The organism is Shewanella sp. SR44-4 (assembly GCF_014163715.1).
Taxonomy (GTDB): domain Bacteria; phylum Pseudomonadota; class Gammaproteobacteria; order Enterobacterales; family Shewanellaceae; genus Shewanella.
In genome coordinates, this window is the sequence record NZ_JACJDU010000001.1 from 98,148 (window position 1) to 111,180 (window position 13,033).

The window sequence follows — 13,033 nt, forward strand, 5'->3', positions numbered from 1 at the left end:
TAAGCGGGGGAAGTTTAATTACCCCGCAGATAGGTTATGTATTGATGTATGTGGTTATTTTTTTAAGAAAGCTTGGAAGCGTTGTTTTGCTTCGTCACTTTGTAAGCGTTCAGCAAACTCAACTAATTCTAATTTCATCTGAGCTTTAACTTCTGCCTGGTTATGACGTAAAAGCCGTTTTGATGCTTGCATAGATAATGGTGGCAGAGCTGCCAATTTTTTTGCTTGCGCTAGACTGAAGCTAATGAGCTCGTCTTGCGCAACCACGCGGTTAATAATGGTTAATTTTTCAGCCGTCTCTGCATCAAAGGCTTCGCCCAGTAAAATCAGTTCAGCCGCTTTTTGTTGGCCAACAATTAAGGGTAACAAGATGCTTGAGGCTGCTTCTGGTACTAGCGCTAAATTGACAAATGGCATTTGGAATTTAGCCTGATTGTCGGCGTACACTAAGTCGCAATGCAATAGTAGAGTTGTTCCTATTCCCACAGCCGCTCCGGTTACCGCTGCAACCACAGGCTTTTTAAGATCTAACAAACAAAACAAGAATTTAACGGTTGGATGATTGTCATCTAAGGCACCACTTTGCAGAAAATCGACGATATCATTGCCAGAGGTAAAACAGTTTTCGGTACCATGGAACAGAAAGGCACGAATATCATTGTCGGCTTCACCTTGGATCAGGTATTCTGTGAATTGCTGATACATTTCTAGATTAAAGGCATTGCGCTTTTCTGGACGATTAAAACTGATGATACGCACGCCTTGATCATCTCTTACCTGAATATGACTCATTCGTAGCTTCCTGTTGTGAACGCGAGTGGGATTACATGGAGTTTAAGACATTGAAAGCAATATTCAAACATCTGTTTAACTTTTTAGTGTTATCATCATTATCATTCGCCGCCACTGCTAACGTTGTCCTGGTCGATGGACATGTTAGAGCTATGCCTGCGAGTGTGCCTAATACCGCCGCTTATTTTACGTTAGAAAATCATAACAACAGCGATGTTAAGTTAGTTGAAGTGAAGACCAGTGCGGCAAAAGTAGCGCAGTTACATACAATTTTAGAAGAAGATGGCATGGTTAAAATGCGTCAAGTCGAAGGGTTTACTATACCGTCTCACGGTTCGTTAACACTTCAACCTACTGGCGACCATGTGATGTTGTTGTCGTTAACCGCGCCATTGGTTATTGATGATAAAGTGCCTTTAGAATTAATTTTTGAAGATGGTCAGCATCTTATGATTGAGCTTACAGTGCTTAAACAGACCGCGGCTCAACATGATGAACATGTCGAGCATCATCACCATCATTAAGGAGCAATATTGATGCAAGTAACAAGGAATAAAATTTTAGCCGTTGTTGGTGTGCTGGGTTTAGTACTTTACTTTGTTAGCGTGTGGTGGAGCGTTGAGCCGGATCCCATTAAGCCGGTCTCGTCGCAAACCGATAACGGTAAGTTAATTGTGGGTTATGCCACAACGACTGCATTAATTGATACCATGGAAACCTTGCTGGATAAACCAGGTGGTTGGCTATCTAATGATATTATGCCTCCGTCGGTAATGATGGATAACATGCCTGCATTTGAATTTGGTGCATTAGAGCAAGTGCGTGATTTAGCACTCACTATGCGTAAAGAGTTTAGTCGTTCGCAGTCGCAGTCGACGGCGGACACTGATTTGTTAGCCGCTCATTCGAAGTTAAACATTGGTCATACTAGTTGGTTAGTGCCAAGTGCTGAAGGTGAGTATCGTGATGCGATCAAATTATTGAAACTTTACCGTGCTAAAATCAACGACGCTGATAACAATAATGCTCAGTTTTATGCTCGTGCAGATAATCTCAATGAATGGTTGAAAGAAGTTCAGAAACGCTTAGGCAGTATGTCGCAACACTTATCTGCCAGTGTGGGCCAAGAACGCTTAAATACTGATTTAGCAGGTGATAAGTCTGCGCGTCAATCTACACCGGGTTTATCGAGTAATGAAATTAAAACCAGCTGGTGGAAAATTGATGATGTATTTTATGAAAGCCGTGGTTCAGCCTGGGCATTATTGAATTTTATGCGGGCTATTGAAGTTGATTTTGCCGATGTGTTAGAAAAGAAAAATGCTGAGGTCAGTTTACGTCAAATTATTCGTGAACTTGAAGCTACTCAGCAAACAGTTTGGAGCCCTTTGGTTCTTAATGGAAATGGTTTTGGTTTAGTGGCTAATCACTCGTTGGTGATGGCTAATTATATTTCGCGTGCAAATGCCGCGGTAATTGATTTAACTAATTTACTCTCACAAGGATAATGATGAAAAAGACTCTTCTTGCCACAGCTGTAGTGGGCCTTTTAAGTGTGTCATCGGCTCATGCGGCAACTGTATTGGGTTTTAAAGTAGGCGCCGATTATTGGCAGGCAGACACCACAAATGCATTTAATGATGATAGTGGTGTTGCTCACAGCTTTAATGATGATTCTTCACAAGGTAGTGTGTGGATTGCTGTTGAGCATCCATTGCCGTTTGTGCCTAATGTTAAAATTCGTGAAAACCGTCTTGAGTCGAGCACGAGTCTTGCTAATGCCGACTTTAACTTTAACGGTCACAATTTTACTGGCGAAACCTCAGTGACGAATGACTTAAGTAATACTGACTTTGTATTGTATTACGAAATTCTCGATAACGACTTAGTGTCTGTTGATTTAGGTGCGGCATACAAGTTAATGAGTGGTTCATTACGTGTTGCTGATGCAGGTCACCCAGAAGAGGTGGATATCGATAGCGGTATCGTGATGGGATACGCCAGTGCACAAGTCGGCATGATTGGTTTAGGTTTGTTTGGCTTTGCTGATGTAATGATCGGTGTAGATGAATCTAATGTATATGACTACGGTGCAGGTTTAGGATGGCAGTTTGACGGATTAGCTGTCGATACTTCTATCCGTGTTGGTTACCGCGAGTTCAATTTTGATGTAAGCAACTTCTCTGGTGTTTCTCAGAATACTGACTTTAGTGGTGCATTTGCTGGTGTTGAATTAGTTTTCTAATTCGGTATCGAGCTTAACGATTATATAAATAATTGTAATGCCTATAAAAAAACCGCCAATTGGCGGTTTTTTTGTGGGAGCTTATTTTTGTGTAAGCTTAGTGCTTAGTGCTTAGTGTTTAGTGACTAGTGCTTATTGAGCAATAAGTCCGCTGTTAATCGAGATAACATCATCTTCGTTCAACGTACCCGCAGCCTGTTTAAGCGCTAATATAGAGTTAATATAACCATAACGAGCTTCAGATAGTTGACGCTTTGAATCATATAAGTCGCGTGTACGGTTTAGCACATCAACAATTGTACGCGTACCCACTTCAAAACCAGCTTGGGTTGCTTTTAGCGCGCTTTCAGATGAAATAACTGATTGCTCATACGCTTTGATTGAACTGATAGACGCATTCACGTTGTTAAAGTTATTACGCACGTTTTTGGTAACGCTACGATGAGTTTGCTCTAATTTCTCGCTAGCTTCCACATATCGGAATTGCGCTTGCTTCACTTGAGAGGTGACTTTAAAGCCTTCAAAAATTGGAATGCTTAACGTGATACCAACATTGCTGTTGTCATAATCTGGACCAGGCGTTTGATCAACGCCTTTGTTGTAACCAGCATTGAAGTTCAATGAAGGCATATGGCCAGCTTTGTACAATTTAATGGTTTCATTGGCGATATCTTTAGCGATACGTTGAGTCATTAAATCGATACTATTGGTTTCGGCCATTTTTAACCAAGCAGCAGACGATGCTGGGGCAGGTGTAACGGCTGAAAAACGGTTAGTATCAAGAATATCAATTGATTTATGATCTATACCAGTAATTTCACGTAATGTTTCGTAGCTATTGTCTAGGGTATTTTGAGCCAAAATTTCTAATGCTGATGCTAAGTCATATTGTGCTTGAGCTTCATGTACATCAGTAATTGCGGTTAGGCCGACTGCAAAACGTTGCTTAGTTTGTTCAAGCTGACGTTCAATGGCGGCTTTTTCTGCACCTTGGAACTCGTAGTTATCTTTAGCCGTTAATACGTCAAAGTACGCTTTAGTTACGCGAGTGATTAACGATTGTAATGACGATGCATAAGTTGAGTCGGCTTGAGATGCTGCCATTTCAGCAAGATCTAAACCAACCCATGCACTATGATCGTATATAACTTGAGTTAAGCTAACACCACCCGTTAAACCGTCGGTGTCTGCTAAAGGATCGTTCCACGCTTTGGCATAACCAACGTTTGCGCTGATGGTTGGTAATAACGGTGCACGGTTTTCTTGAATACTCTCGTATAACGCATCACGTTGTGCTTTGGCTTGTAAAACGATAGGGTCGCTAGTGAGTGCTTGCTGATATATTTGAAGTAAATCGTCAGCTTGTACTGCTGGTGCTGCAATAGCAAATGCTAATGCTGCGTATAATGAACCAATTTTGAATTTCATTTGCTGCCCTTTTTAGACAATTCCTCGGTAATTTGAGGTGTTGATTAACTTATAATTTGGTCATGCTCTTGGTTAAGTGAATGATTTATCATCATTTAATCTTAACTCGGCAATCAGTGTTAACTCACTTGCTTAATGAATATGCACAATAATTTACAGATGATAGCGTCGTTCAATGTCGACATTTCATTGTTGATTACATATTGCTCACAATATATCGATTATGTCATGTCGATTACTACATATTGTGCACTACTTAATAGTAGTGATTTTTTCATTTTCAAGTCAAATTTGAAGTGTAACAGATTTTATTTTAATTAGACCCGTTTTTGCTTTTTTCAAGCTCAAATGCTTAGTTCTTAATTATGTTAATTTAAACTGTTAAAATGACCCGTTAGTTTATGTTTTGATAGACAAGGATAAATATGTCTGAGCAATCGGTGTTAACAACCTTTGACGCAGAGTCAGGTTTTAGTTTGATATCTAAAAAAGTGTTGTATAAAGGTTTCTTCCAGTTGGACGAATACACCTTTAAGCATAAGTTGTTTAAAGGTGGCTGGAGTGGTGAGATTACCCGTGAGGTTTTTGAGCGCGGTAATGCGGTGGTTGTACTGCCTTATGACCCCGTTCGTGATGAAATTGTATTAATCGAACAAATTAGGGTACCTGCATTAGCAACTACTAAATCAATCTGGCTTCTTGAGTTAGTGGCAGGTATGATTGAGCCCGGCGAATTTCCAGAACAAGTTGCAGAGCGAGAATTGGCCGAAGAAGCTGGATTAAGTCTATTAGGTTTAACACGCATAAACAGTTACTTAGTCAGTCCTGGTGGCACTTCTGAGCGTTTTCATTTGTTTTGGGGGCAGGTTGATACGACCAAAGCTGGCGGAATACACGGACTTGAACATGAAAATGAAGATATTCGTGTGCATGTTGTTAGCCGTGAACAAGCCTATGAGTGGATTAATAATGGTCGCATTGACAATGCATCGACGGTATTAGGCATCCAATGGTTGATGCTAAACTACCAACAGATTCGTGACGCACTTTAGTTTATTGAACATGGTGATAAGCAAGATAGGAATGATTGAGTGGCAGAGTTTAACCAGAGAAACAAGCAAAAATATCAACCCAATATCAGTGCGTTTTTAGCGGTTTGTGGTCGAAATTATGCACATATTTTAAAATGGTTACCCGATCAAATTACGGTCAATGTGCCTTGGCAGGTTGAAGGTGAGTTTGGCCAGTTGTCGATCAATCTTCTTGAGAATACTAAATATACTCAGTTAATCGAAATATCGCGCCCTATACCAAATGGACATTTTTTTAAATCTCCAAACGCAATTGTTCGTGTCTATCATGATGCTCAATTAGCAGAAGTGTTAACTAGCCAACAGATTTATCGCTTAAAGCCAGTGTATGATTACCCGAATATACATATGCATCATAGCGATGAAAAATTTCAGGTGAATGCATTCCTTGAGGAGCTGTTGAAGATTGGGTCTCTGAGAGTGACTTGCCAATCGTAGCTTTTTTCTTCTTTTTACCATGTTAGGAATATTTTGTGCTTAAAGACGCAGTGCATTATTCTGTTGCTGAAAATGAGCCTGTGCGATTAGTACAAGTGACGGATCCGCATCTTTTTGCTGATCCCGAAGGTCAATTGCTTGGTGTTAATACGGCACAAAGTCTTCAAGCCGTGTTGAATACATTTATTGCAACCCAATATCCCGCCAATATTTTATTGGCTACGGGAGATATTAGCCAAGATTATTCACCTGAGTCTTATCAGCACTTTGTGCAGAAGATTGAGATGTTAGATCTGCCTTGTCATTACTTACCCGGAAACCACGATGATCCTCGCTTAATGAGTCTGCGTATGCAGGGTGAAAAAGTGTTTGGTCAACAACGGATAATTATTGGTAACTGGCTAATATTAATGCTTGATTCAACTGTTCGTGGTAAGCCTGGTGGCTATATGGGCGAACAGCAGTTTGCATTGATCGAGGCTTCAATTAAGGCGACACCAGATAAACATGTGTTATTAGTGATGCACCATAATCCTATTTTAATGCAGTGCGCTTGGTTAGATCAGCATTGCATGATGAATGGCGAAGACTTTTTGCAACGAACAAGTCGCTACCCGCAAGTGAAAGGCGTTCTTTGGGGGCACGTACACCAACAAGTCGATAATATTCATCGTGGACCGCATGGTCCTATTCCACTAATGGCGACACCATCGACGTGTATTCAGTTTAAACCATTATCCTCCTATTTCGCCTTAGATCATCGTCAACCGGGTTATCGTTTGCTGGAGTTGGCAGGCGATGGTAGCATTCGTACTAATGTGTATCGCGTGCCTGGAAATCGATTTGCACCCGATAATGAGGCCAGCGGATACTAGTTTAGTGCGTCATCTTATGTTACTAAGGGACGTTAAGTATTGATTAACCGTCTCGCGAGGGAATATGCTGCTTTATATACATGGTTTTAATAGTTCTCCTCAGTCGGATAAGGCCGTTCAAACCGCACACTATATTCAGCAACATTATCCACAAGTCGACTTTCACCAACCACAATTACCTTCATCACCCTCTGCTGCTATGGCTTTATTGTGCAACATCGCTGAGCAAGCGAAACGGCAAGGGCAGATATTGCGCTTTATTGGCTCGTCGTTAGGTGGTTATTTTGCCAGTTATTTAACCGAAACGTATGGTGGCAGAGCTGTTTTGATTAATCCGGCGGTAAAACCGTTCGAATTATTTGAAGAGTTTATCGGGCCTCAATATAATCCTTATACCAATGAGCATTATCAAGTGTTGCCGCAGCATCAAGATGATGTCGCCCTGTATAATACTCACGTGATCCGGCACCCGGATCGTTTTCTGGTGCTGTTGCAAACTGGTGACGAAGTGTTAGATTATCGACAAGCATTACATAAGTACCATAGCTGTGAATTACATTTAGAGCCTAATGGCGATCACAGTTTTGTCGGCTATGAACAACAATTAGACAAAATATGTAAATTTATTCAGTTGTAACTTTCTACCGTTACAAACAACGATCAATTTGAGCTAACTTTGGCTCTATTTAACTCCAAATGTGTGGATTATGAGCAACCAATATACTTCTGACGCTATTGAGGTCCTTAATGGACTTGACCCGGTAAAACGCCGTCCAGGTATGTATACCGACACCTCTAGACCAAATCATCTTGGGCAAGAAGTCATTGATAACAGTGTTGATGAAGCTCTGGCAGGACATGCGACTAAAATTGAAGTTGTACTCCATACTGATAATTCCCTTGAAGTGACCGATGATGGCCGCGGTATGCCGGTGGATATTCACGCTGAAGAAGGCATTCCTGGGGTTGAACTGATCCTAACTAAATTGCACGCTGGCGGTAAGTTTTCCAATAAAAACTACCAATTTTCGGGCGGTTTACACGGGGTTGGTATTTCTGTTGTTAACGCCTTATCCACCCGAGTTGAAATCAGCGTTCGCCGTGATGCACAAATATACGAAATGGCCTTTGAGAATGGTTTTAAGGTCGAAGAGTTGGTGGTGACGGGTACTTGTGGACGTCGCAATACCGGGACCCGAGTGCATTTTTGGCCCGATGTAAGTTATTTTGATTCACCTAATTTCTCGGTCAGTAAATTAATTTATATTCTGCGAGCTAAAGCGGTATTGTGCCCTGGTTTGCGGATTAAATTCACCAATAAACAAAATGGTGATGTGCATGAATGGTTTTATGAAAGTGGCTTAACTGATTACCTCAAAGAAGCGATAAAAGACTCGGTTTTATTACCTGAAGAGCCTTTTGTCGGCAGCTTTAAAGGCAAATTAGAAGCTGCTGAGTGGGCTATTACATGGTTACCAGAAGGTGGCGAAAGTTTAAGTGAAAGCTACGTTAACTTAATTCCGACACCATTAGGTGGTACTCATGTGAATGGGTTTAGACAAGGTTTGCTTGAGTCTATGCGTGAGTTTTGTGAATTTCGCAATCTTGTTCCTCGGGGAATTAAGTTGTCGCCCGAAGACATTTGGGACCGTGCGGCGTTTATTTTATCGATAAAAATGCAAGACCCACAATTTGCTGGGCAAACCAAAGAAAAATTATCGAGCCGTCAAAGCTCTGCATTTGTTTCTGGTATTGCTCGTGATGCCTTTTCGTTGTGGTTAAATTCTAATACTGAGTTAGCAGAGCAGTTGGCAGAATTGTGTATTGGCAATGCATTGCGGCGCTTAAAGGCAGCCAAAAAAGTCGCGCGTAAAAAAGTCACTTCTGGACCTGCGTTACCGGGCAAGTTAACCGATTGTAGCGGCCAAGACCCAATGCGAGGAGAGTTGTTTTTAGTAGAGGGTGATTCTGCTGGTGGTAGCGCCAAACAAGCACGAGACCGCGAGTTTCAAGCGATTATGCCGCTAAGAGGTAAGATTTTAAATACCTGGGAAGTTGATTCCGGACAAGTGTTAGCGTCGCAAGAGGTACATAATATTTCGATTGCGATTGGTTGCGATCCTGACAGTGATGATATTTCAGAATTACGTTATGGTAAAATTTGTATCTTAGCCGATGCGGATTCTGATGGGCTGCATATTGCGACATTGTTGTGTGCGTTGTTTTTAAAGCATTATCGTGTATTAGTTAACAATGGTCATGTGTATATTGCAATGCCACCGTTATTTCGTATTGATATCGGTAAAGAGGTTTTTTACGCTTTGGATGAAGCGGAAAAAACCGGTATTTTAGACCGTATAGCGGCAGAAAATAAAAAAGGTAAAGTGCAAGTGACTCGTTTTAAAGGTCTGGGTGAAATGAACCCGTTGCAGCTACGTGAAACCACTATGGATCCCAATACTAGACGCTTAGTGCAATTAACCATTGATGATGCCGATGAGACCGTGGCATTAATGGATATGTTACTTGCCAAAAAGCGTGCACCGGATCGTAAAAGTTGGTTAGAAACCAAAGGTGACCTAGCGTTACTTTAGCCGTGTTTCTTAGTGCCAATAATAATGTATAACATAAGGCAAAAGATAATTAGCATGCAATATATTAGATTACGATCTTACGTAAATTTGGGCGGTAAATTCGCCTTCATGGGGGTTATGTTTTTAGCCCTGACGCCTATTTTAGCCTCTGCTGCGCAATCGGTGATGATTACCGTTACCAAAGGTTTTGGATTAAGTTTATATGCTTCCGATTTAGGTGATATTAAGCAATTAACTGTAGGCGATGAGGGCACTCTTTTTGTAGGCTCTCAAAAAAGTGGCACTGTTTATGCGCTAGTTGATAGCGATCAAAATGGCCAAGTTGATAAACGTTATCTTATTGCCAGAGGCCTCGATTATCCTGAAGCGTTAGCCTTTCATGATGGTTCATTATACGTCACTGAAGACGATCGCATTATCCGTTTTGAAGAGATTGAGTCTCGCTTGCGTCGCCCTAGCCGTGCGCGTGAAGTGTATTCAAATTTACCAAGCTTAGACAAAAAGTATTCGCGTTCGATGCATTTTGGACCCGACGGACGTTTATACATTGCCATCGGATCGCCTTGTAATGTGTGCGAGGCTGCTTCGCCATTTGGCAGTATATTAGCGATTAATGTCGATACCGGTGCCAGTGAGCAAGTAGCTTCTGGGCTTCGCAGTGTTATTGGCTTTGATTGGTCACCCGATACTAACAAGTTGTGGTTTGCTGATTTAGGCCGAGATTGGATGGGCGATAATATTCCCGCTGATGAGATAAACCGTTTAGACGTTAAAGGCAGCCATTTTGGCTTTCCTTATTTGCACGGTAAAAATGTTATTGAACCCGCCTATGATAAACCGGAAAATTTAAACATCACCCTGCCCGAATTTGAATTACCAGCCCATGTTGCTGCAACGGGATTAAGCTTTTACCGAGGCGAGCAATTTCCTGAACGTTATCGCAAACAGATTTTTGTGGCTGAAAACGGTTCGTGGAACCGTTCAAGTAAAGTCGGTTATCAAATTGTGATGCTTGAAATGGAAGATAACAAAATTATGAAACGTGAAACCGTGGTGAGTTTTCTGGATGGAGAATTTCCGGTAGCACGTCCATTTGATGTGATTAATGCGCCTGATGGTGCAATGTACATTTCAGATGATCTAAAAGGTAATATTTACCGCTTGTTTTATAATGCACCCGAACAATCACAGGAAACGAATAATGAGTGATGCGATTGAATTAAGCCTTGATGGTGTAGAGCAAATGCCGCTGAGGCGCTTTACCGAAGGGGCTTATTTAAATTATTCCATGTACGTGATTATGGATCGCGCCCTACCGCACATTGGTGATGGTCTAAAACCTGTCCAACGCCGCATTATCTATGCAATGAGCGAATTAGGCTTATCAGCGCAATCTAAACACAAAAAATCAGCCCGTACTGTCGGCGACGTGTTAGGTAAATATCACCCGCACGGTGATAGTGCGTGTTACGAAGCTATGGTGTTAATGGCGCAACCATTTTCCTATCGATATCCGCTGGTTGACGGCCAAGGTAACTGGGGTGCGCCAGATGACCCTAAGTCATTTGCTGCAATGCGTTATACCGAAGCTAGATTATCAAAGTTTTCTGAAGTGTTATTGTCGGAATTAGGGCAGGGTACCGTAGATTGGAGCCCTAACTTTGATGGCACCATGAAAGAGCCTGTAACCTTACCAGCACGATTACCGCATATATTATTGAATGGTATTACCGGTATCGCAGTGGGCATGGCAACGGATATTCCGCCGCATAATGTGCGTGAATTAGTAGGCGCCTGTATAGAGCTAATCGATAATCCTAAAGCTGATTTAGCCCGCCTAATGGAGTTTGTTCCTGGTCCTGATTATCCAACAGAAGCCGAAATTATTACTCCTAGAGCTGATATTGAGCGGATTTATGAAACTGGTAAAGGCTCAATCAGAGCGCGTGCAGTTTACAGTGAAGAGCAGGGCGAGATTGTCATTACGTCATTACCGCATCAAGCCAGTAGCGGTAAAATTTTAGAACAAATCGCCAATCAAATGCAGGCCAAAAAGCTGCCGATGGTGTCTGATTTACGTGATGAATCTGATCATGAAAACCCAGTGCGATTAGTGATTGTACCTCGTTCAAATCGCATTGATTGTGATCAGCTAATGACCCATTTATTTGCGACTACAGACCTTGAGAAAAGCTTTCGAGTTAACCTAAATGTGTTGGGACTGGACGGTCGTCCGAAAGTAAAAGGTCTGAAACAACTGTTAACTGAGTGGTTGGAGTTCCGCCTTACAACGGTCACTCGCCGCTTGCAATATCGACTTGATAAAGTATTAGCCCGGTTACATATTTTAGAAGCGTTAATGATTGCGTTTTTAAACATTGATGAAGTGATCGAAATTATTCGTTATAACGACGAACCTAAAGCTGAGTTGATGGCACGCTTTAACTTGTCAGATAAACAAGCTGAATCAATTTTAGAGTTAAAATTACGTCATTTAGCCAAGCTTGAAGAATTTAAAATTAAAGGTGAGCAAGATGAGCTTGCGGCAGAACGTGACAAATTAGAGTTATTGTTAAGCTCAGAACGTCGCATGAAAACCTTAGTGAAAAAAGAATTAATCCAAGATGGTGAGACTTATGGTGATAATCGTCGCTCGCCAATTATTGAACGTTTAGATGCCAAAGCGCTGACTGAGCAAGAGTTAACGCCAACTGAGTCTGTCACAGTTGTATTGTCTGATAAAGGCTGGGTACGTTGTGCTAAAGGCCATGATGTCGATGTAGAAGGCTTATCGTATAAGTCTGGTGACAGTTATCTTTGTAGCGTGATGGGCAAGAGTAACCAAGCTGCGGTGTTTATAGATTCGACTGGACGTGCATTTGCCACAGACAGTCATACGTTGCCTTCGGCGCGCAGCCAAGGCGAGCCAATTACCACACGCTTTAATATGGCTCCTGGCGCGACGATGCAACATGTACTCATGGGCGAAGATGAACAGTTCTTCTTGTTGGCAACCGATGCTGGTTATGGCTTTATTTGTGCTTACCCAGATTTGGTTAGCCGCAATAAAGCCGGTAAGGCACTACTCAGTCTGCCAACCAATGCGTTAGCTCTACAGCCAAAGTTAATCAATAAAACGGCAGAGCAATCGTTGTTAGCCATTACCTCTGAAGGCCGTATGTTGATGTTTAGCTTAGATGCCTTGCCACAGCTATCAAAAGGTAAAGGCAATAAGATTATTGGTATTCCAACCGATCGCGCTAAAAATCGTGAAGAGTTACTTTTGCACTTAAATGTAGTGCCGCATAATACCGCAGTAACCTTGTGGGCCGGTAAGCGCAAGCTAACATTGAAACCAAGCGATTTAGAGCACTATCGTGGTGAGCGAGGTCGTCGTGGTGCTAAGTTACCGAGAGGATTACAACGCGTAGACAGTGTTGATGTCGAAATGGGACCATTGGCAGAAGACGGCTTGCAAGACGATAATCTGGATATAAACGAGTAAGAATGCTGGATTGTAGAATAAAAAAATGCTGCTCATATGTCATATGAGCAGCATTTTTTTATGGA

The 13,033-nt window shown here is 41.8% G+C and carries 12 protein-coding genes; 10 read left to right on the forward strand and 2 right to left on the reverse strand.

The window, feature by feature from the left end; translation table 11 throughout:
* Window positions 1–54 precede the first annotated feature (54 nt).
* Window positions 55–792 carry an enoyl-CoA hydratase-related protein gene (locus H5125_RS00435; RefSeq protein WP_182743153.1) on the reverse strand — a complete coding sequence of 246 codons (738 nt, stop codon included), beginning with the start codon at window positions 790–792 and terminating at the stop codon, window positions 55–57.
* Between the two features lie 35 nt (window positions 793–827).
* On the opposite strand from H5125_RS00435, the gene H5125_RS00440 reads away from it, so the two are divergent.
* The 3 genes from H5125_RS00440 to H5125_RS00450 are packed head-to-tail and all read left to right on the forward strand — an operon-like array spanning window position 828 to window position 3,037.
* The gene (locus tag H5125_RS00440) at window positions 828–1,316 is read left to right on the forward strand and encodes a copper chaperone PCu(A)C (protein ID WP_182743155.1); all 489 of its coding nucleotides are present in this window, start codon (window positions 828–830) and stop codon (window positions 1,314–1,316) included.
* A 12-nt stretch (window positions 1,317–1,328) separates the two neighbouring features.
* Entirely contained in the window at window positions 1,329–2,300 is a 972-nt protein-coding gene (locus H5125_RS00445) for a DUF2333 family protein (protein WP_101085216.1), read from the forward strand.
* 2 nt (window positions 2,301–2,302) lie between these two features.
* Window positions 2,303–3,037, forward strand: coding sequence for a TIGR04219 family outer membrane beta-barrel protein (locus tag H5125_RS00450; RefSeq protein ID WP_101085217.1), 735 nt, complete (start codon window positions 2,303–2,305; stop codon window positions 3,035–3,037).
* A 132-nt stretch (window positions 3,038–3,169) separates the two neighbouring features.
* On the opposite strand, the gene tolC is transcribed toward H5125_RS00450, so the two are convergent.
* The gene (tolC, locus tag H5125_RS00455; protein ID WP_162023878.1) at window positions 3,170–4,465 is read right to left on the reverse strand and encodes an outer membrane channel protein TolC; all 1,296 of its coding nucleotides are present in this window, start codon (window positions 4,463–4,465) and stop codon (window positions 3,170–3,172) included.
* Between the two features lie 425 nt (window positions 4,466–4,890).
* Here tolC and nudF point away from each other — a divergent pair, with 425 nt between their 5' ends.
* The 7 genes from nudF (at window position 4,891) to parC (ending at window position 12,968) form a co-directional block, all read left to right on the forward strand.
* A complete protein-coding gene (nudF, locus tag H5125_RS00460; RefSeq protein WP_101085219.1) occupies window positions 4,891–5,517 on the forward strand; it encodes an ADP-ribose diphosphatase in 627 nt (208 codons plus the stop codon).
* Window positions 5,518–5,556: 39 nt separating this feature from the next.
* A complete protein-coding gene (locus H5125_RS00465) occupies window positions 5,557–5,994 on the forward strand; it encodes a DUF1249 domain-containing protein (protein WP_162023877.1) in 438 nt (145 codons plus the stop codon).
* A gap of 35 nt (window positions 5,995–6,029) precedes the next feature.
* The gene (gene cpdA, locus H5125_RS00470; protein WP_101085221.1) at window positions 6,030–6,869 is read left to right on the forward strand and encodes a 3',5'-cyclic-AMP phosphodiesterase; all 840 of its coding nucleotides are present in this window, start codon (window positions 6,030–6,032) and stop codon (window positions 6,867–6,869) included.
* Window positions 6,870–6,933: 64 nt separating this feature from the next.
* The gene (locus H5125_RS00475; protein WP_162023876.1) at window positions 6,934–7,506 is read left to right on the forward strand and encodes a YqiA/YcfP family alpha/beta fold hydrolase; all 573 of its coding nucleotides are present in this window, start codon (window positions 6,934–6,936) and stop codon (window positions 7,504–7,506) included.
* A 70-nt stretch (window positions 7,507–7,576) separates the two neighbouring features.
* The gene (gene parE / locus H5125_RS00480; RefSeq protein WP_101085223.1) at window positions 7,577–9,463 is read left to right on the forward strand and encodes a DNA topoisomerase IV subunit B; all 1,887 of its coding nucleotides are present in this window, start codon (window positions 7,577–7,579) and stop codon (window positions 9,461–9,463) included.
* A gap of 108 nt (window positions 9,464–9,571) precedes the next feature.
* Window positions 9,572–10,672 (forward strand): sorbosone dehydrogenase family protein, encoded by a 1,101-nt coding sequence (locus H5125_RS00485; protein WP_254439942.1) that lies wholly within the window; start codon window positions 9,572–9,574, stop codon window positions 10,670–10,672.
* Complete coding sequence (parC, locus tag H5125_RS00490; RefSeq protein ID WP_182743157.1) at window positions 10,665–12,968, forward strand: DNA topoisomerase IV subunit A; 2,304 nt, start codon at window positions 10,665–10,667, stop codon at window positions 12,966–12,968. Before H5125_RS00485 ends, parC begins: the two co-directional genes overlap by 8 nt.
* Window positions 12,969–13,033: the final 65 nt, after the last annotated feature.

Bases quoted from the DNA above. Each gene is read 5' to 3' on its own strand.
- H5125_RS00435 (WP_182743153.1), bottom strand. From the start codon at position 792: ATGAGTCATATTCAGGTAAGAGATGATCAAGGCGTGCGTATCATCAGT.
- H5125_RS00440 (WP_182743155.1), top strand. From the start codon at position 828: ATGGAGTTTAAGACATTGAAAGCAATATTCAAACATCTGTTTAACTTT.
- H5125_RS00445 (WP_101085216.1), top strand. From the start codon at position 1,329: ATGCAAGTAACAAGGAATAAAATTTTAGCCGTTGTTGGTGTGCTGGGT.
- H5125_RS00450 (WP_101085217.1), top strand. From the start codon at position 2,303: ATGAAAAAGACTCTTCTTGCCACAGCTGTAGTGGGCCTTTTAAGTGTG.
- tolC (WP_162023878.1), bottom strand. From the start codon at position 4,465: ATGAAATTCAAAATTGGTTCATTATACGCAGCATTAGCATTTGCTATT.
- nudF (WP_101085219.1), top strand. From the start codon at position 4,891: ATGTCTGAGCAATCGGTGTTAACAACCTTTGACGCAGAGTCAGGTTTT.
- H5125_RS00475 (WP_162023876.1), top strand. From the start codon at position 6,934: ATGCTGCTTTATATACATGGTTTTAATAGTTCTCCTCAGTCGGATAAG.
- parE (WP_101085223.1), top strand. From the start codon at position 7,577: ATGAGCAACCAATATACTTCTGACGCTATTGAGGTCCTTAATGGACTT.
- H5125_RS00485 (WP_254439942.1), top strand. From the start codon at position 9,572: ATGGGGGTTATGTTTTTAGCCCTGACGCCTATTTTAGCCTCTGCTGCG.
- parC (WP_182743157.1), top strand. From the start codon at position 10,665: ATGAGTGATGCGATTGAATTAAGCCTTGATGGTGTAGAGCAAATGCCG.